19 protein-coding genes are annotated in these 17,955 nt (G+C 69.4%); 11 read left to right on the forward strand and 8 right to left on the reverse strand.

Annotated features, from left to right (window positions below):
• Positions 1-345 precede the first annotated feature (345 nt).
• From ACIRRA_RS31195 to ACIRRA_RS31205, 3 genes are all read left to right on the forward strand, one after another.
• Positions 346-1,767 (forward strand): ammonium transporter, encoded by a 1,422-nt coding sequence (locus ACIRRA_RS31195; protein ID WP_402775523.1) that lies wholly within the window; start codon positions 346-348, stop codon positions 1,765-1,767.
• Positions 1,767-2,135, forward strand: a complete 369-nt coding sequence (locus ACIRRA_RS31200; protein WP_357002404.1) for a P-II family nitrogen regulator — start codon at positions 1,767-1,769, stop codon at positions 2,133-2,135. The genes ACIRRA_RS31195 and ACIRRA_RS31200 overlap by 1 nt, the downstream gene beginning before the upstream one ends.
• 110 nt (positions 2,136-2,245) lie before the next feature.
• The gene (locus tag ACIRRA_RS31205) at positions 2,246-5,080 is read left to right on the forward strand and encodes a hypothetical protein (RefSeq protein WP_402775528.1); all 2,835 of its coding nucleotides are present in this window, start codon (positions 2,246-2,248) and stop codon (positions 5,078-5,080) included.
• A gap of 33 nt (positions 5,081-5,113) precedes the next feature.
• Here the strand turns inward: ACIRRA_RS31205 and ACIRRA_RS31210 are convergent, their stop codons facing one another.
• The 6 genes from ACIRRA_RS31210 to ACIRRA_RS31235 form a co-directional block, all read right to left on the reverse strand.
• Positions 5,114-5,461: a hypothetical protein gene (locus ACIRRA_RS31210; RefSeq protein WP_402775530.1), complete on the reverse strand. Its 348-nt coding sequence runs from the start codon at positions 5,459-5,461 to the stop codon at positions 5,114-5,116.
• Entirely contained in the window at positions 5,458-6,474 is a 1,017-nt protein-coding gene (locus ACIRRA_RS31215; RefSeq protein WP_402775533.1) for a hypothetical protein, read from the reverse strand. Before ACIRRA_RS31215 ends, ACIRRA_RS31210 begins: the two co-directional genes overlap by 4 nt.
• A gap of 343 nt (positions 6,475-6,817) precedes the next feature.
• Positions 6,818-7,396 (reverse strand): hydrolase, encoded by a 579-nt coding sequence (locus ACIRRA_RS31220; RefSeq protein ID WP_402775536.1) that lies wholly within the window; start codon positions 7,394-7,396, stop codon positions 6,818-6,820.
• Positions 7,397-7,429: 33 nt separating this feature from the next.
• Entirely contained in the window at positions 7,430-7,882 is a 453-nt protein-coding gene (locus ACIRRA_RS31225) for a MarR family winged helix-turn-helix transcriptional regulator (RefSeq protein ID WP_402775539.1), read from the reverse strand.
• 79 nt (positions 7,883-7,961) lie between these two features.
• Positions 7,962-8,732 (reverse strand): class I SAM-dependent methyltransferase, encoded by a 771-nt coding sequence (locus tag ACIRRA_RS31230; protein WP_402775542.1) that lies wholly within the window; start codon positions 8,730-8,732, stop codon positions 7,962-7,964.
• On the reverse strand, positions 8,729-9,757 hold the full coding sequence (locus ACIRRA_RS31235; RefSeq protein ID WP_402775543.1) for an alpha/beta hydrolase: 1,029 nt from the start codon (positions 9,755-9,757) through the stop codon (positions 8,729-8,731). Before ACIRRA_RS31235 ends, ACIRRA_RS31230 begins: the two co-directional genes overlap by 4 nt.
• Before the next feature lie 321 nt (positions 9,758-10,078).
• On the opposite strand from ACIRRA_RS31235, the gene ACIRRA_RS31240 reads away from it, so the two are divergent.
• From ACIRRA_RS31240 to ACIRRA_RS31270, 7 genes are all read left to right on the forward strand, one after another.
• Positions 10,079-10,564, forward strand: a complete 486-nt coding sequence (locus ACIRRA_RS31240) for a methylated-DNA--[protein]-cysteine S-methyltransferase (protein ID WP_402775546.1) — start codon at positions 10,079-10,081, stop codon at positions 10,562-10,564.
• Positions 10,561-11,286 (forward strand): 2OG-Fe(II) oxygenase, encoded by a 726-nt coding sequence (locus ACIRRA_RS31245; protein WP_402775549.1) that lies wholly within the window; start codon positions 10,561-10,563, stop codon positions 11,284-11,286. The genes ACIRRA_RS31240 and ACIRRA_RS31245 overlap by 4 nt, the downstream gene beginning before the upstream one ends.
• Before the next feature lie 11 nt (positions 11,287-11,297).
• Positions 11,298-11,555, forward strand: coding sequence for an Ada metal-binding domain-containing protein (locus ACIRRA_RS31250; protein WP_402775552.1), 258 nt, complete (start codon positions 11,298-11,300; stop codon positions 11,553-11,555).
• Positions 11,556-11,589: 34 nt separating this feature from the next.
• Positions 11,590-12,360 (forward strand): AAA family ATPase, encoded by a 771-nt coding sequence (locus tag ACIRRA_RS31255; RefSeq protein ID WP_402775554.1) that lies wholly within the window; start codon positions 11,590-11,592, stop codon positions 12,358-12,360.
• Between the two features lie 33 nt (positions 12,361-12,393).
• On the forward strand, positions 12,394-13,050 hold the full coding sequence (locus ACIRRA_RS31260; RefSeq protein WP_402775557.1) for a TetR/AcrR family transcriptional regulator: 657 nt from the start codon (positions 12,394-12,396) through the stop codon (positions 13,048-13,050).
• A gap of 150 nt (positions 13,051-13,200) precedes the next feature.
• Complete coding sequence (locus ACIRRA_RS31265) at positions 13,201-14,262, forward strand: esterase/lipase family protein (RefSeq protein WP_402775559.1); 1,062 nt, start codon at positions 13,201-13,203, stop codon at positions 14,260-14,262.
• Between the two features lie 91 nt (positions 14,263-14,353).
• Positions 14,354-15,679, forward strand: coding sequence for a lipase family protein (locus tag ACIRRA_RS31270; protein WP_402775562.1), 1,326 nt, complete (start codon positions 14,354-14,356; stop codon positions 15,677-15,679).
• Here ACIRRA_RS31270 and ACIRRA_RS31275 read toward each other — a convergent pair.
• Positions 15,610-16,869 carry a PucR family transcriptional regulator gene (locus tag ACIRRA_RS31275; protein ID WP_402775564.1) on the reverse strand — a complete coding sequence of 420 codons (1,260 nt, stop codon included), beginning with the start codon at positions 16,867-16,869 and terminating at the stop codon, positions 15,610-15,612. The genes ACIRRA_RS31270 and ACIRRA_RS31275 overlap by 70 nt on opposite strands.
• A 158-nt stretch (positions 16,870-17,027) precedes the next feature.
• Between ACIRRA_RS31275 and ACIRRA_RS31280 the strand changes: the two genes are divergently transcribed.
• A complete protein-coding gene (locus ACIRRA_RS31280) occupies positions 17,028-17,657 on the forward strand; it encodes a TetR/AcrR family transcriptional regulator (protein ID WP_402775566.1) in 630 nt (209 codons plus the stop codon).
• Here ACIRRA_RS31280 and ACIRRA_RS31285 read toward each other — a convergent pair whose 3' ends face one another.
• Positions 17,658-17,924: a hypothetical protein gene (locus tag ACIRRA_RS31285; RefSeq protein ID WP_402775569.1), complete on the reverse strand. Its 267-nt coding sequence runs from the start codon at positions 17,922-17,924 to the stop codon at positions 17,658-17,660.
• Positions 17,925-17,955 lie beyond the last annotated feature (31 nt).

A 17,955-nucleotide genomic window follows, 5' to 3' on the forward strand; every position in this document is an offset into this window, starting at 1 on the left:
CGCCGCTGAGCGACTGCGAATGGTCGCCGGTAAGCGACTCCTCAACTCCGTTTCCCCCGTTCGACCGGCCGGTGCTCCCCGTAGCCAGATCGTACGGTAGCGATCGCACCCTGTCGATCGAGTTCCAACCAGTCGGAATTCGCTGAGCGGGTCCATCATTTCGAATGCACGTGCATTCACGACCGGACCATGAAATCCAGATTTAACCGCATGTAATCGCCGGGAAATGTTCCGGCACAACACTTGGTTCACCCGATGTGACCTTAGACACCTTATGTCACAACGTAATTTAGTGCTGGAGTGGGTCTGGTGCCTGCCCGCTCCGCGGTGAGGTAGCGCTGAACCATGTCACCGTATCCCGACTGGCTGAATCCCGGCGACAATGCCTGGCAGTTGGTAGCTGCGACTCTCGTCGGCCTGATGAGCATTCCCGGTATCGCGATCTTGTATGGCGGTCTGGTGCAACGCAAATGGGCCGTCAATACCATGCTCATGGCGTTCACCGGATTCTCGCTGGTCCTGGTGGTGTGGGTGCTGTGGGGCTTCAAGATGGGGTTCGGCGAGCCCGTCAAACTGGGCCCAGGAATACTGCGGGCCGCAATCGGCAAGCCACACACAATTCTGAGTTCCAATAATCAAGAGCAGGCCGTGATTCCGTTGCTCGACGGACTCATGCCCAAGTTCCGATTCTCCCAGACCACGCTGGCCTACTTCCAGTTCGTGTTCGCCGCCATCACACCCCTGCTGTTCCTGGGCAGCGTGATCGGGCGCATCAATTTCAAGGTGTGGCTGATCTTCGTCCCGCTCTGGTCGACGCTGGCGTATTCGGTCAATGCGTTCCTGATCTGGGGCGGCGGCTGGTGGTCGCAAATGGGTGCGCTCGACTACTCGGGTGGATATGTCATCCACCTCGCCGCGGGCACCACGGGCTTCGTGGCCGCGGCGGTCATCGGCCCACGGCTGGCCCGCGACCGGGAACGGGCGGTGCCCAACAACCTGCCCATGGCCGCGGCGGGGGCGGGCATCCTGTGGCTGGGCTGGAACGGCTTCAACGGCGGTGACCCGTACTTCTCGGGTGCGGATGCGTCGCTCGCGGTGATCAATACCAATCTCGCCACCGCGGTCGCGGTGCTGACCTGGGTGATCTGGGACATGGTGGCCGGTCCGTCGCGGCGGCCCAACTTCCTCGGCGCGGTCAACGGCATGATCGCCGGCCTGGTCGCCATCACCCCGGCCGCCGGTTTCGTGAACAGTTTCGGGGCCATGGTGATCGGGCTGATCGCCGCCACCCTGGTGTGGCTGTCCTGGAACAAGCTCGGGCGCACCCGGCTGTTCCGCAAGGTCGACGACACCCTCGGCGTGGTGCACACCCACGGCGTGGCCGGGCTGGCGGGCGGCATGCTGGTCGGCGTACTGGCCGACCCGAACATCCGGGTGTACCTGGGGACCGGCGGCGCGGCCGACGCCACCTACGGCGGCTGGCTCTACGGGCACAATCCGAAACTGCTGCTCTGGCAGGCGGGTGCGGCCGCGACGGTGATCGTCTGGGATGCGTTGGTCACCTTCGTCATTCTCAAGGTGCTGAGCCTGTTCATGAGCCTGCGCATGCCCGACGAGGTGCTCGAGACCGGCGACGTCGGAGCACACGAGGAAGAGGCGTATCCGGACGACACTCTCGTCCACGCGCAACCGTCCGTGCGGAGAGCGGCGCGAACGGAAGCAGCGGTGCGGCAGGACGGAGCGGAGATTCCGGCCAAGGAATCCTGATGTCGGCGCCGCTGCACCTCGGCGGCATGATCGGTTACCACAATATGGACCCGGGCGGCGGTGCGGACGCGAAACTCCTCACGCTGGTGGTGCCGCCCGGCCTGTTCGATCAGATCAAACAGGCCCTCGCCGCCTTCGGTGTGCGGCGCATGGTGGTCACCCAGGTCTATCGCGTGGACGACCGTGACAACCGCGTCGAAAGCTATCGCGGACAGCGTTTCGAAACCGATGTCTCTGCCGGCCTGCGAGTCGAATTACTCGCCCGGACCGAGGATGTCACCGATCTGGTGCGCATGATCGGCCGGATCGGCTCCAACCACGAAGCCTCCAATATAGAGATCTGGATGATCGACGCCCGCCGGTTGTGAACGGCCGGAAAACTCGATTGCCGCGCTCCCGCCCCGATCGTATGGTCGGGGCGGGAGTGCGCCGTGCTGGATTCGAGGCGGCGCGGTAATTCATCGGTGGGAGTTCGGGTTTGGCAGTGCTGTTGGCCTTCGGCATGGTCGCGGAACGCGATCGGCGCGCCTGGCTGGTCGAGACCGGGGAGGCGATCGACCATGACGGGCCCGAGGGCGCGGCGGTCGTCCTGGGCGCACGGGACAGCGATCCCGCGCGTGTGGCCATCGCCTGCGCCGACCTGGCCGGGCTCATCGAACTCGGCGGCACCGTAATCGCCGGGGCCGGAATCGATCTCGGTGACGGCTTCGTATCCGCGCGGCTGGCGGGCGCCGGCGGCGACCGGCGGGACGCGGTACTGGCGGCCCTGCGGGTGCTGAAGGTCGGGGGCGGGTGGCGGCTGGGGGAGCGGACGGCGACCCTGGTCGCGCTGTTCGGGGTGACAGCCACCAAACCCGTGGGCGCGACCGCCGAGCAGGCCATCGGTGAAGGGCGCTGGGCCGCAGTGGTATTGGCGTCCGCGGCGGCGGATCTACTCGGACCCGAGCAACTGGTGCGGGTGCTCGAGCTGCGCGCGCCCGACGGCATCGATCCGATGCCCCACGGCGCGGCATCGGTGCTGGCGGCGAATCTGCGCCGGGTCCTCGAACCCTGTTCGCGCCCAGGGCGGCTGGAGCTGGTGCTGGATCTGTGGGAGCGGGTCTGTGCTCGGCAGCGGGCCGTGCTCGAGCGCGAACGGCTGGTGGCGAGCCACGATCTGAGCGGGTTGGAGTCGCTGCGCGAACGCTCGGACCGGTTCTCCGAGCAGCAGCTGATCGAACTCGTCCAGAGATCGGCACCGGGGCCGCTCACGCTGCCGACGGCCATTCGATTTCTGCCGACCTGGCGCAATCTCTGGAAACACTGCGTCGAACGGATGATCCAGGACGCGCTGGCGGCCACCGTGCTGCTGCGGGCCGCTGTCGCGGTGCACGAACTCGGGGTGGTCGCGGGCATCGACCGGGTGCGCGAGGAGATCGCCGTGGTCTCCGCGATGCTGAGCTCCCGAGACATCAAGGCGGCCAAGGCTGCGGCCGGTGAGCCGAACGCCCTGCCCGTGCGGCCTGTTGTCCATGTTCGCGAGATCGACGCGTGGCTGCGGCAGCAGCAGCCCCGCAACGCCGCCTACGAACGGTTCGTGCGCGCTCGGATGCGGACCGCGCTGGCATACGCGATCGTGGTCGACGGACGATGCCGCATGCTGCTCGGCATCGACATCCCCGCTCGTTCGTTCCCGGTGGAGCACTGGGATTCGAGCTCGCTGCGGGCCTGGCGCGCGGTCGCCGGTAACACCGCGCAGCGGCCGCCCCAGGACTGGCCTGTCGACCCGATGGTGCGCACCCACGGTCAGCCCAGCCTCGCGGTCCGGCTGGCCGGGGATCCCGCCGCGGCCGAGCATGCCTCCGATTTGCTGTGGCTGGCCGACCTCGCCGACGCCATCGCCCGGGCGCGCGGGCACGAGGCCGCCGTGCTCGCGCACTACTACCGGGTGCCCGAATTCGAGACGAACCCGGCGGCGCCGCAACCGGATCCGCTGACGCCGCGCTCGGACTCCGTACCGCTCGCGGTTGCCGGGGCGGCCCAGCTGGTCGACCTCGGGGCAACGGCGCCCGCGCGGTGCCGGGACTGGGCGCGCCTGTGCGCCGGATTGGTGGGCAGCGGTGTCGTGGCCGCCGCGCTCACCAGCGAATTCGAGGTCGCCGAACCGGTCCTCGCCCACGACGGTGCCGTGTTGCCCGGGACGTCGCTGCGGATTCAGATCGCCCGCACCGCCACCCGGCTCGCGGAGTGGTCGGACCATATGGGCAATTGCATTGCGGGACATTGGTATCAGAGTCGGGCCGTGCGCGGGCGCAGCATCCTGCTCGGCCTGCGTGACGAGCACGACCATCTACAGGTCAATGCCGAACTGCGCCGCGCAGGCCGCGGGTGGGCGGTCGGCGAGATCGCCGGACGGTTCAACCAGGAAGCCGATCCCGCAGTGCGGCAGGCGGTCCGGGACTGGGCCGTGACCCTCCGCGTCGAGGAGCCGGAACCCGATCCGGTGGAGTCGGTGGCTGCGGAGCCGCCCGCTCGGGCGCGGCGCTCCTCGGCACCTGATCCGGTCCGCGAGGTCGGTCCCGCACTGCACGAAGCGGTCCGCAAGGCAATGGTCGAATCGGAATCCGCCCTGCGCGTACTCGCCGCCCTGGCCGGTGACACCGACGGCGATCCCAAAACGCTGACCGCCCTGCGCCGTTCGGGCACCGACCGGCTCACCGCCCTGTGCGTGGCCTTCCTCGACGCCAACCCCGCCGCTCTGCCCGCGCTCTGGACCGCCGGCGGCAGCCGCCCCCTCGCCGCCGCGATCGAATCCCTGGACGCCGCCATCCTGACCCGTTACCCCCGTCTGCCCACCATCACGGGCGACGCACCCGTACCGTCGAAACGGTTGCGCGCCTTGCTGAAAGAACCCGACATCGCCACCGCCCGCAGCATGGACCTGATCGCCCAGCGCGTCCGCGCCGCCCTCGGCCGCCTCGCCCACCACGGCGACCCCGCGCTCACCCATGCCATCACCCGCCACCCCACCCCGGACCTCCTCTGCCCCCTGATCCTGGCCACCACCTGCACCCCCACCCACCACACCCCGGTGACCGCGATCAGCGCCCCCCGAGCCAGCACCGTCCCCGGCTACCCCGCCACCTCCCTCTCCGCCCCCGACGGCCCCTGGCTCACCGCCTGGCCCGCCGCCTTGGAACTCGGCACCCCCGACCCGGGCCCCGATCACGAAGCCTTCTGGTCCCACATAGCCGACCACGGCCTCCTCATCCCCACCGCCTGGCTGGCCTCGGGCGGCTGGGCGGCCCTCTGGGCCCGAGCCCACCGGGAATAGCGTCGCCCCCGCTCGACGGTATTCGTATCGTGGTCACTGTTGCTGGTTGCTGTTGTTCGCCCTGATCGGATCCGGTGACTGGTCGGAAGCTTCGGACTGGTTCTGCGAATCGCTTCGGCGTAGGAGGCGCGTAACCGCGTATGCCACAACGCGGTACGTGAGGTAGGCGGGCACGATCACCAGCAGCACGATGCGCAACGCCATCAGGGTGGCGGCGACTGCCAGATAGCCCAGGCTCATGCTGTCGGGGGAGCCGAATCCGTGTCGCTCCGACAGTGCCGCCAGGACCGGGCGCAGGGCGAGGTACAGGACGATCGGGATCAGCGGGAGCCGGATGAGCCGCCATCCCGCGCGCAGCCACTCGGTGGCGGGAATTCTCATGGGGCGAGCTCCGGGCCGGAGGTGAGGAAGGCGAGCAGCAGGGCGTTGCCGATCACGCCGCCGTTGGCGAAGCGCAGGCGGTTGCCGCTGCGCAGGGGGAGGCCGGCGAGGTCGGTGGTGCGGAACAGGCGGGTGAAGATATCGCGGTGGCCGAAGGCGCGGGCCGGGGCGAGCGCGAAGCCGGTGGCCGAGACCGAGATTCCGAGTATGACCGGACCGCTGTCGATGTCTCCGGTGCCGTCGGAACCCTTGCCGTACTCGTGGATGGCGCTGAAGCCCAGGATATTCCGTTCCTGGTGGAACAGTCCGGTCGCCAATTCCTCGGCGAGCGCGCGGTTCGCGAAACCGGCGAAGTAGGCGCCCAATCCGGTTCCCGACGCGCGCGGGGCGTCGTGCGAATGCGCGTCGACTCCCATGCGCTGCAGCAGCAGTCCGGTGGCCCGATCGATCTGGACCGCGCGGACCTGTTGCGCCCAATGGGCGAGCACCGCCGTGTGGTCGACGCCGGTCGCGCGGCCGTGCACCGCGATGGCCGCGGCGACCGCCGCCACATCGGTGGGATAGGCCTCGCCCGGAAAGGTTTCCAGCAATGCGGTCGGCGAGGCGAGCAGCCGACGCTCGTAGGAGGCGACCAGCGCGTCATCCTGGGCCGCGAGGTCGGGCGGAAACGCCGGATCGACCAGCCGCGCCATCCCTAGCGCGAGAGCGGGATACGAGAGATACGCGTGCCCGTGCGGACTATCCGGAACAGCCAGCCCATCCTCGCCGTTCCAGGTCGCGGTGAACACGTCCCGCATCTCCGGTCGCAGACTCTTCGCTGCCGCGCGAGTCGCGATGGGCGCGAACCGTTCCCGCCATTCCGGGTGCGCCAGACACACCTGAGCCAATCCCAGCGCGGTCATCTGATGCGCAAGCAACCCCCACATCCCGGTGATCTCCCCACCCGCGCCGCCCGCCCGCAAATGATCATCGGCATCCTCGAACGCCACCAACTCCTCCGCAAGCCCACGCACCCGCCTCGAATCCCCATCGAACCACGCATCGGCATCCCGCCCACACCACCAGCCCGGCACCAACGCCGCGACCGACAACGCAGCCAGCAGCCCGGCAAAAATCGCAACCCAACGCCGATACTGATGTTCTCGACACACCCGACGGGTCGAACTCCCCATGACCCGAACGTACATCCCCACCCCATCCACCCACTACGACAACCGTTTTCGCCCCGATCCATCGGCAGGCCGGGATCGCCGTGCGCAGTCGGCAACAAGATCAGGGAGCTCCCAGCGCGGGAAATCGGACAGATCTCCGCAGTGGGGGCTCCCTGATCTCGGTTGCTGAATGATCGTGATTCGGTCAGAGCTTGGTGACGGCGTCCAGGATTTCCTCGGTGGTGGCGGTGACACCGAGACGCGGGAAGATCTTTTCGACGGAGTGGGTGTGGGCGGCGGGGTCGCGGTCGGCGGCGGCGTCGGTGGCGACGATGACGTGGTAGCCGTGTTCGTGGGCGGCGCGGGCGGTGGATTCGACGCCGATGCTGGTGGCGATGCCGCCCAGGACGATGGCGGTGACGCCGCGGCGGCGCAGGTGCAGGTCGAGGTCGGTGCCGTGGAAGGCGCCCCACTGGCGCTTGGTGATCCGGATGTCCGTGGGCTGGATGTCGAGTTCGTCGAGGAGTTCGTCCCAGCCGGGCGGCGGGGTGAATGCGCCGGCGGGGTGCATGGTGCGGCCGGGCGGCATATCGCTGCCGTCCGGGGCGAAGGTGACGCGCACCAGGACGACCGGCAGGCCCTTGTCGCGGAAGGCCTTGGCCAGCTCGGTTCCCCGGCGCACCACCTCGTTCGCGGGGTAGGGCTGGGTGGGGGCGGCGACGACACCGCGCTGCAGGTCGATGAGGACCAGAGCGGTGTTGGGATCGAGCAGGGTGTCGGTCAAGGTGCAATCCTTCTCTGGGAGTGGTGATTCCGGTCAGTCTTCGGTGAGCCGGGCGAGCAGCGGGATCGCGGCGATCAGCGAATCCTGTTCGCCGGGAGAGAGTTTGGTCGTGATGGCGGTGGCCAGCCAGTCTTCCTTGGCGTCGTGCGCCAGCCGCAGCAACCGCTGCCCCGCCTCGGACAGTGACAGCAGTACCTGGCGCTGATCGGTCGGATGCGGTGCCCGCGCCACCAGCCCGCGCTCCTCCAGCACGGCGAGCGTGGTGCGCATGGACTGCGGCCGCACCCGCTCGGCCCGCGCCAGATCGGCGACCGACATCGGCCCCTCGTGTCCGAGCCGGCTCAGCGCCACGGCCTGGGAGGGCGTCATCTCGATTCCGGCCCGGGCCGTCCGCAACTGCCGCAACAGCCGGCTCGCTGCCACCCGCAGCTCGCTCGCGGCGGCAGCCACCTCTGCGGCCGACCTGTCCTCTCCGTTCGCGCTCACCGGCCCAGAATGCCACAAACAAAGTAAAACTTGCAAGTTTACCTGTTGAGTTTTGGTCATTCGGAGCCTTCGCGATGGCTCAGAACGGCTTGGTCGCCGTGACGAGCCGGGTCGGGAAGAAGGGCCCGCCCCACCACATGCGCCACCCGAGATTGCGACGCCGCACCTCGGTCAACCCGAGTTCGAGCAGGCGGGCACGGTATCGGTGGGTGGCCAGGAGATCGGCGATCACGAGCCGTCCGCCGGGCCGCAGTACACGTACGGCCTCGTCGATGGCGGCCATCCGCCCGGCCGCGGCCGGGATGTTGTGGATCACCAGATTGCTGAACACCAGGTCGAAGGTGTTGTCGGCGAACGGCAATCGCGTGATGTCACCGGTTTTCACCTCGACCCGATCCGCCACTCCTTCACGCTCGGCATTGCGGCGCGTGGCCTCGGGGCTGTTGCCGGTCTGATCCGCGTGCCACAGGTCGATGCCGACCACCCGCCCGCGCGGCAGCAGTTCGGCGGCCATCAGCAGCACCGCCCCACGACCGCAACCCAGATCCAGCGCGCGCTCGTCGCCGCGCAGTCCGAAGTCGCCGAAAATCCCGGCCCACACCTGAAACTTGCCGGCCAGCGTCGTGTACAGGTAGGAGCCCACGAACAGTGCAGACCCGAGCGCGAGGAGGCCGGTGGCGACAGTGCCGACGGGAGCGCCGCTCACAGCTTCGCGCACGGCCGAGGCGGTCAGCGCGGTGATGATCGCGGCGACGATCACCGCCTGCCAGCGCGCCGGGACCACGGCGAAATCCCCGTCGACGCCATAATCGCCCCGACGGCGGCGCGGCTCCGGTGCCCTGCTGGTCATTGTGCGTCCGCCCGTACCGAATCCGCCGCCCGCGATCCGATCAGCCGGTCGCGGAGGAAGCCGGTGATCTCCGCGCGCGCCGCTCTGGCCTGTGGCACCAGGCCGGGCAGCGTGATGAACGCGTGTGTCGCGCCGGGGTACTCGGAAAGCTGTGCGGGCGTACCGGACTCGCGCAGCCGCTCGGCATAGCGGCGGCCCTGGTCTGCCAGCGGGTCGAGGGTCGGCACCACCACCAGTGCCGGGGCCAGCCCACCGAGGTCGTCGGCATACATCGGCGACACCGCACGCGGATCGGAGCCGGGCGGTACGGCCAACTGCCGGAACAGGTTCAGCTTCGGCAGGTTGAGCGTCGGACTGTCCGCGTACCGGGAGACCGACGCATAGTCATCGAACGACGTAGCCACATCGCACGCGGGGTTGACCAATACCTGTGCCCGCAGGGTCAGGCCGGATGCCTTGGCGCGGATCGCGGACAGTGCGGTGACCAATGCGCCGGTGCTCTCCCCGGCAACGGCCACCCGTGCGGGGTCGACTCCCCATTCTCCGGCGTGATTCACGATGTGCCACAGCACATCCCAGCCGTCGTCGGCGGCCGCCGACAGCGGAATCCCCGGCGCGAGCAGACGATGCTCGACCGACACGACGACCGCGGGCAGTCGCGCGGCGAGATGACTGTTCCCCCAATCACATTGCGCCGCTGTCCCCGCGAACCCGCCACCGTGGACGTGAACCACCAGTGGCAGCGTGCAGCCGCGTTCGCCCGACGGCCGGTACACCCGCACCGGGATCACGCGATCACCCAGCGCCACCTCCTCCCAATCAATAGTGGTGCCGCGCTCCGGAAACCCGGTGATCACCCGCCCTATCAGCGACCCGGTGAGACGATTGGCCGCCTCACTGTGGGCGGCCAACTCCGCCGCCGTCAACGTCTCCCAATCCGGGTCCTTGCGCAGGGCGTGCAGCAGCCGAATACCGTATGGCGGCCGCTCGACGCCACCCGCCCGGTTCGTGTCGTGTCTGAACATGCCCCTCAGCATCGGCGGCACCCCGCCGGAAATATTGAAGAAATGTTCCCGGCGCTTCCGGCGGCCGTGCTGCCGCCCTCGGCGAGAGGGAACGTCACGCGTCTCGGCTCGGTGGCGCGCCGCATCTGCTTCCGCGGCCAGGGCGCGGCCGGGCGAAGCCGGCCTCCGGCTCGACGGCCCGACCGAGGCTTCTGCACCGGCCCCGGGCTCGCTGACGTCTGTCCGAATGCCGCCAAACGCGATGGCTGATTCCCGCCGGTTATCGGGGATCGGCTGGGCCAGAGTAGGTGAGGAAGAGAGAAGATGATGAAGGAGGAAGCGATGCGCGCGTACACCACGATGGCCAGCCCGGTCGGGGAATTGCTGCTGGTGGGGGAGCTGCGGGGCGACTCGGTCGAGCTGACCGCGGTGTCGATGGCCGGGAGCAAGAGCATGCTGGTGGAGGGGGAGTGGACTGCGGACGCCGAAGCCTTTGCCGAGGTGGTGGGCCAGCTGACCGCCTACTTCGCGGGGGAGCGGAGCGAGTTCGATCTCCGATTCGGCAGCGCCGGAACCGATTTCCAGCGGCGCGTGTGGAGTGCCTTGGAAGAGATCCCCTACGGGACCACCACCACCTATGGGGAGATCGCGGCGCGCATCGGCGCGCCGAGGGCAGCCGTGCGTGCGGTGGGTTCGGCCATCGGCGCCAATCCGCTACTGATCGTGCGACCTTGTCACCGCGTTGTCGGGTCCGACGGCTCGCTCACCGGCTACGCCGGGGGAGTGGAGCGCAAGCAGCAACTGCTGGACCTCGAGCGGGCCGCATGACCACCGCCGCCATCGGCTCGGTGTGGGCCGGCCGGGTCGCCCAGCAGGAATGGGCGGCCCTGGCCGGCGAGCTCGACGACCACGGCCACGCGCTCACCGGTCCGCTGCTCACCGCCGCCGAATGCCGGACCCTCGCAGGGCTTTACGACGAGGAGGAGCACTTCCGCTCGACCGTCGACATGGCCCGCCACCGTTTCGGCTCGGGCGAATACCGCTACTTCACCCACGACCTCCCCGAGATCGTGGCCGAACTGCGGTCGGCGCTCTATCCGAAACTGCTTCCCATTGCCCAGGATTGGGCCGCCCGGCTGGGCCGGCCCGGCACCTGGCCGGAACGCTTGGACGAGTGGATCGCCCAGTGTCATCGAGCCGGACAGGTGAAGGGCTCACAGATCCTGCTGCGCTACGGTCCCGGCGACTGGAATGCCCTGCACCGGGACCTGTTCGGCGACATGGTGTTTCCGCTGCAGGTCGTGATCGGCCTGGACGCACCGGGTGTGGACTACACCGGTGGCGAATTCCTCATGGTCGAGCAGCGCCCGCGCGCGCAATCCCGCGGCGCGGCCATGGCGCTGCCGCAGGGCCACGGTTTGATCTTCACCACCCGGGATCGCCCGGTGCGCGGCACGCGCGGCTGGTCGGCCGCGCCCATGCGGCACGGGGTGAGTCTGGTGCGGTCCGGTCAGCGCCACACCCTGGGCCTGGTCTTCCACGACGCCTGAGAGGGAGGGTGATGGCGTTCACCCTGCTCGGCGCGGACGGCCGTCCGTATGCCAGCCGGACACCCGGCGTCCTCGGCGGCCATCGCCGCCTGAAGATCTACGGCCGCCTGGACTGTCCGGCCGCGCTGCGTGCCCTCGCCCGCGGCGGCTACACCGCCCACCGCGTCTTCTTCGCGGACGAGGCCACCGCTGTCGCGGCCGGCTATCGTCCCTGCGCGGTGTGCTCGCGGTCGGCCTATCGGGAGTGGCGGGCCGGACTCACCGACTGATGGAGACCGGTTGGTAGCTAATACGCTGGACCCCATGCTGACCACGTTGGCCGTGGAGAACAACCGGTCCCTGCGCAAACTGCGGGAACCGGTGGTTCGCCTGCGCGACGAGGCCGGCGGCTGGGGCATGGTGCCGCGCCCGATGAAACCGTACGACTCCATGCTGTCCGAGCTCGCCGATCCACAACGCGCACCGGACCCGCTCGCGCTGCGCGAACGAATTCGCTCGTGGCGCTTCTACGACCACCTGCGCACCGGCGCCGCAGCCCCCGCCCGCACACCGCAGATCGGCACCCGCACCCTGGCACTGGCCCACGACGGGGCGGATGTGACCGCGGCCCTGCGGACCGTCATCGAAATCGATGACGCCGGGGCGCTGGCCGAGACCGTGGACCACGCCTTTCCCGGCAGCCGCGTCGAGATCGTGAACCGCGACGGCCGCTTCGAACTGCTGCTGCACCAGCCCACGCTCTCCCGCCCCCTGGCCGCGCCGGAACTGTCCGACGGCACCCCGCGCTACCTGCTGCTGGTCGCCGCCCAGCTGTCGCCGCGTCCGCTGCGGCTGCTCAACGAGCCCGAGACCAGCCTGCATCCGGACCTGCTCGCCCCGCTGGGCCGGCTCATCGCCCGCGCCGCCGAGGACGCCCAGCTCGTGGTGGTGAGCCATTCGGACGAATTGATCGGCGTCGTCGACGAGTACGCCGACGACGGGACCATGATCGAATTGCTCGAACAGGAAGGCGTGACGACGGTGGCCGGACAGGAATCAGCGGATGAACCGCTCTGGTATCGGCCGGACCGTTAGTCGCTCGGTGACGTGGAAACCTATTCTGGGGACGTGAGTGTGGAAACCATCGGTGAACCGGGACCGCTGCCGCGTGGCCGGCACGGGCTGACCCGCGAACAGGTGGAGGCCTCGCAGTACCGGCGCCTGTGCACCGCCGTGCTGGAGGCGGTGGGCGAGCTCGGCTTCGCGGCCACCACGGTCGCCGATATCGTGACCCGGGCGCAGGTGGCGCGCCGCACCTTCTACGCGGTATTCGGCGGGAAGGACGAATGTTTCGCCGCCGCATACGATCTCGCGGTCGGTGCGGCCCTGGAACAGTTGCAGGAAACCGTCACCGGTCTCGAAGGCGTGAATTTCGCCGACCGGGTGCGGATTTCCTTCGAGATCTATCTCGGCGTGCTGTCCGTGCAGCCCGGTGCGGCCCGCGCACTGTATGTCGAGACTCTCGCGGCCGGACCGGGATTGGTGGAACACCGGCTGCGCGTCCACGAGCGATTCGCGGACTACATCATGGCGGTGGCCCGGGTCGGCGTGCGCGACGGCGATCTGACCGCCGAACCCGATCGACAGCTGGTCGACATGCTGCTCGGCGGCATCGACGACCGGGTGCGCGCCTGCCTGCACACCAAGGGCGCCCAGGCGCTGCCCGAACTGGCGCCGTTGTTCACCCGCACGGCCATGGCCATCGTGAGCACACCCGCCCCCTGACGGCTGTTGGTCGCCACAATCGCCCGGCATCCACGCTGGGCCGCGCTGTCACCTGGCACAGCGCCCGTGACACGGGCCACAGCACGCTCCTACGGTCGCAATCGGATTCGACGCGTTCGGTCGGATCCGCCGGACGCAGTAGGAGATTTCATGAGGCCGACCATCCGCACCCTCGGCAGCGCCGTATTCGCCAGCGCCACCGCCTTCGCGGTCGCGTTCTCGACCGGCGTGGCGCGCTCCGAGCCGGATTCCATGGCCGACTCCGGCAGCAGTTCCGGCTCGGCGACCGTCAGCACCGCCTCCGACACCGTCGGCGTGGGCCCGGAGATGTCGTCCTTCCTGGCCGCTTTCGGCTACGGCCTGACCCACCCGGATGCCGCGCCGCCCGGATCCAATGACTGGGACTGCAAACCGAGCCCGGAGCACCCCAACCCCGTGGTGCTGGTGCACGGCACCTGGCTCAATACCTATGACAGCTTCTCGTTCCTGGCCCCGCAGGTCGCCCGCGCCGGATTCTGTGTCTTCGCCTTCAATTTCGGCCGTGAGACGCCGCTGGGCGGCGGCGGTGTCGGGCCGATCCTGCCGGGCCGCTACGGTGTCGGGCCGATGGAGGACTCCGCCCGGCAACTCGGTCAGTTCGTCGATCGGGTGCTGGCCACCACCGGCGCGCCCGCGGTCGATGTGATCGCCCACTCCCAGGGCGGGCCGGTCACCACCCAGTACCTGAAATTCGAAGGCGGCCGCGAGAAAGTGGGCAAGGTCATCAGCTTCGGCGCGACCACCCACGGCACCTCGCTGCTCGGCATCGCCACCCTCGGGCGCATCATCACCGATCTCGGCCTGAACATCCTCGGCTTCTACGAGCCGCTGATCGGCCAGGCCAATACCGAGCAGGTCCTCGGCTCGCCGTTCTACGCCAAGCTGAATGCCGACGGCGACACCGTGCCCGGCGTGGCCTACACCGCCGTCGGCACCACCCACGACGAGATCTCCAACCCCTACGAGTGGACCTTCCTCACCCCGGGCCCCGACGCCTCCGTGGAAAACATCACGCTGCAACAGGATTGCCCCGAGGACCTCTCCGATCACCTCACCATCATGTACTCGCCCCGGGCGGCCTCCATCGCGCTGCACGTCCTGGACCCGGCCGCCCACCCCGACCTGGTCTGCACGTTCAACCCCTGGATGATCGGCGGCAGCGGGCACATCTGAGCGACGTCCGGGGGCTCTCGCTCCCGAATCACCAGCACGAGGGAGGCCGGGGAGTTGCCCCGGCCCCTGGCTTCTCTCCGAAAGGACCACGATGACGATCGGCGATGCCGTCGAAACCGGGAGTTTCGCAATGGAATCCGACCCGCCGCGCGGACATCCGCTGCTACCCGGGGAGGATCCGTTCTACCGTTCGCCGATCGACCCGGGATCGGTTGCGCCGGGCACGATCCTGCGGTCGCGATCGGTGCGGCTCGGCCTGTTCGGGCGCATTCCGCAGCGCGTCCGAGCCTGGCAATTGCTGTACCGCAGCACCGATCTCAACGGCCGGCCGGAGGCGACGGTCACCACCGTCCTGCTGCCCTGGGACGCGGAACCGTCCGCGGATCGCCCGCTGGTGTCGTTCCAGTGCGCCATCGACGCCGTCGCGCCGAAATGCTTCCCCTCCTACGCTTTACAGCACCGTGCCCGCGCACTGGGCGCCATCCCGCAGATGGAGTTCCCGCTCATCGCCGCCGCACTGGCCCGCGGCTGGGCGGTCTCGGTGCCCGATCACGAGGGCATCAACGGCCACTTCGGCGCGGCCCGCGAGCCCGGCCACCGTACCCTCGACGGCCTGCGCGCCGCCCTGCGTTTCGAACCGCTGGGCCTGCATTCGCGCACCCGAATCGGCCTGTGGGGCTACTCCGGTGGCGGTCTGGCCACGGTGTGGGCGGCCGAACTCGCCGCGAGCTACGCCCCCGAACTCGACATCGTGGGCGCGGTCGCGGGCTCACCCGTGGGCGATCCAGCCTCGGCCTTCGTGCGCCTGAACGGTTCTCCCTTCGCGGGATTCGCGATGGTGTTCACCTCCGGGCTGCGCCGCGCCTACCCGGAACTGGACGGCTGTGTGCAGGGCCTGGTGTCGGCGGAGTACCTCGAACTGCTCGACCGCGCCGAATCGATCGCGACGTTCCCGCTGCTGGCCCGCTATGCGGGACGAAATGCCAACCGGCACATCAAAGGTGGCCTCGGCGCGCTGCTGACCAGGCCCGAGATGCGGGCGGTGCTCGACGACATCCAGCCGGGCGCGCAGGCCCCCGCCATGCCGCTGTTCGTGGTCCAGGGGGTCAATGACGAGGTGATCGCGGTCGCCGACGTCGATGCGCACGTGCGGCGCTATCACGCCCGCGGCGCCCACGTCCACTATCTGCGCGACCGGCTCAGCACGCATCTTCCCTTGCAGTTCATCGCGATTCCGGTGATGGTGGACTGGCTGGCCGACCGCCTGGCCGACCGCCCGCTGCCGCCGTCGGAGGTGCGCACCGTCTGGTCGGTGGCCGCCTCGCGGCGCGCCCTGTCCGAACACCGTCACTTCGCCGCGCTGCTGGCGACCATGGTGTCCGGCCGCCCGATCCGCACCCGCTCGGACTTCCGATAGCTGCGCGCCACCAGCGCGGACCGCAGATACCACAGCCCGGACGGCTGGGCCGGATCGAATCCGGTGAGCTGCCCGATCCGTTTGAGCCGATTGTCGACGGTATTGGTGTGCACGCCCAGCACGCGCGCCGTATGCCGTCGGCTCAGGTCGTTACCGATATGGCGGCGCAGGGTTTCCAGCAGTTCCGGGTAGGCGTCCAGCGGATCGAGCAGGGTGCCGAGGTATTCGCGGGCCGGGCCCGGTCGGGTCAGCTGGTACTCCATAGCCAGGTCGTCGAAGCGGTGCAGGCCGGGCGCGCACTCCAGGCGGTGCACCATGTCCAGCAGCTCGTGCGCCTGCTCGGCGGCCTCCGGAATGCGGTGCGTCTCGGCGTGGATGACGGTGGCGGTCACCGGAACCTGTGCGGCCGTGGACAATCCGTCGACCAGGTCGCCGAGTTCGGCGGGCGTCACCTCGGCCGCGGGCAGCAGCACCGTGCCGCCGTCGGCGCTGAGTAGCGACAGCGCCCGGCCCCGACCGCCGCGGGCCAGCTCGGACTGGACCCGCCGCAGCTTGCGCCGGGCCACCACCTCGCCGTCCACCCGGGGATCGTCCTCGCCCGGATGTGGCGGAATGCTCAGTGCCAGCACGTAATACGACTCGTCGATCTCGATGCCGCCGGCGCGGGCCATGGTCGAGGCGGGATGCCCGGCCAGCAGGGCCGACGCCACCGTGTGCACCGCGGTGTGATGCTCGGCCACCACCTCCCGGTGCTCGCGCACATAGGACACCGCGAACGCCGAATCCACGATGGCCAGCACCTCGAACAGCCGGCGCGCGGTGACCGCGAGCCGGGCGTAGTCCTCGGGTCCGGTGGCGTCCACGATGAGATCGAAACCCAGGGCGAAGCCGTCGTGCACCGCCCGGTGGATGGTCCCGATGGGAATGCCCTCGCGCGCCCAGTCCGCGCCCGCGCGCTGCAGCCGTTCGACTTTGGCGCTCACGTCACGGCCCTCCAGCACCCCGGCCGCGAGTTCCAGGCAGGTGCGGGTGACGGCGGTGACCTCCCCGCGCAGCGCATCCCCGGGCAGGGTGCCGCAGCGGGCCACGTGTTCGGCGAAATGCGCGACCAGGGCGGCGGACAGGCCGCGCGCATCGCGCAGCGGTCCGGAAATCGGTGCGGCCGTGAAGGGTTGCGTTGCCTTGATCATGCGCGAATCCTCCACAGCTGTCTGGGAACGCCAGCGTTCCTACTGGCCCGTAACTGTAGCGCGGGTCACGTGGCGCGGCAATATCGATTGACCGCTTCCGCCGCGCGGCCCATTGCCACGACAATTTCCGGTACGCGGTCGGGAGTACGATCGGCCGTATGGAAGGCCCGGTTCCGGCAGCGGACGCCACCGAGATCACCGACAAGCGACTGCTGCGCGGCTCGCGCACCCGCAAGGTGGTGCTCGGCCGGGCCGTGGACATCGCCTCGCTGGACAGCCTGGAGGGCTTGAGCTTCGGTCGCCTGGCCACCGACACCGGCCTGAGCAAGGCGGGCATCCAAACCCTGTTCCGCACCAAGGAAGCCCTGCAGCTCGCCACCATCGACTACTTCCGCACGGTCTTCGTCGACACCGTCACCCGGCCCGCCCTGGCGAAACCCCGTGGCGCCGAACGCCTCCGGGCGCTGATCGAGCAGTGGATCGACTACGCGGCCGGCCCCCGCTTCGAGGGCGGCTGCTTCCAGTCCGCGAACCTGGCCGAATTCGACAGTCGCCCCGGGCCGGTGCGCGACGCGCTGGTGGCCGATCAGCGGGACTGGATCGACCTGCTCGCCGGTGAACTGGCCTACGCCCGCGACCACGGCGAAATCGCCGATCTGGAGACCGATCTGGCGGCTTTCCAGCTCGACGCGGTACTGAGAGCGGCGAATACCGCGCTGCGCCTGGGGGACGACAGTGCGGTCTCGAAAGTGCGCCGGACCGTCGAGGGATTCCTGGCCGCCCCCTGATCAGCAGCCGCACCTGCTCCGGAACGCGGAACCCTCGACCCGCCCCACCGGGCATGCGGTCTTGGCTGGGTTGCGTGCGGCACTGCCGCCGACGGCGGTCATGAGCGCCAGCCGGGCGCTGTTCAGATCCGCGCGCGCCACCGTGCCGGGAGAGCGGTCTCCCCGTCCGGCGATCAGCCATCCCACGACCGCGCACGCGGCCACCAGGGTCGCGACGAGTGCCAGGATCACCGGCCACCAACGCGGTCCACCTACGGGATCAGCCACTGCCCACATTCCGTGCACCGACACCCGTGTC

It is taken from the genome of Nocardia sp. NPDC101769 (assembly GCF_044766925.1).
In the GTDB taxonomy this organism is placed as follows: Bacteria; Actinomycetota; Actinomycetes; order Mycobacteriales; family Mycobacteriaceae; genus Nocardia.

Coding starts and splice junctions, on each gene's coding strand:
- ACIRRA_RS31245 (WP_402775549.1), top strand. CDS start 10,561: ATGACCACCGCCGCCATCGGCTCGGTGTGGGCCGGCCGGGTCGCCCAG.
- ACIRRA_RS31275 (WP_402775564.1), bottom strand. CDS start 16,869: ATGATCAAGGCAACGCAACCCTTCACGGCCGCACCGATTTCCGGACCG.
- ACIRRA_RS31280 (WP_402775566.1), top strand. CDS start 17,028: ATGGAAGGCCCGGTTCCGGCAGCGGACGCCACCGAGATCACCGACAAG.
- ACIRRA_RS31270 (WP_402775562.1), top strand. CDS start 14,354: ATGACGATCGGCGATGCCGTCGAAACCGGGAGTTTCGCAATGGAATCC.
- ACIRRA_RS31265 (WP_402775559.1), top strand. CDS start 13,201: ATGAGGCCGACCATCCGCACCCTCGGCAGCGCCGTATTCGCCAGCGCC.
- ACIRRA_RS31255 (WP_402775554.1), top strand. CDS start 11,590: ATGCTGACCACGTTGGCCGTGGAGAACAACCGGTCCCTGCGCAAACTG.
- ACIRRA_RS31250 (WP_402775552.1), top strand. CDS start 11,298: ATGGCGTTCACCCTGCTCGGCGCGGACGGCCGTCCGTATGCCAGCCGG.
- ACIRRA_RS31195 (WP_402775523.1), top strand. CDS start 346: ATGTCACCGTATCCCGACTGGCTGAATCCCGGCGACAATGCCTGGCAG.
- ACIRRA_RS31230 (WP_402775542.1), bottom strand. CDS start 8,732: ATGACCAGCAGGGCACCGGAGCCGCGCCGCCGTCGGGGCGATTATGGC.
- ACIRRA_RS31200 (WP_357002404.1), top strand. CDS start 1,767: ATGTCGGCGCCGCTGCACCTCGGCGGCATGATCGGTTACCACAATATG.
- ACIRRA_RS31210 (WP_402775530.1), bottom strand. CDS start 5,461: ATGAGAATTCCCGCCACCGAGTGGCTGCGCGCGGGATGGCGGCTCATC.
- ACIRRA_RS31235 (WP_402775543.1), bottom strand. CDS start 9,757: ATGTTCAGACACGACACGAACCGGGCGGGTGGCGTCGAGCGGCCGCCA.
- ACIRRA_RS31240 (WP_402775546.1), top strand. CDS start 10,079: ATGCGCGCGTACACCACGATGGCCAGCCCGGTCGGGGAATTGCTGCTG.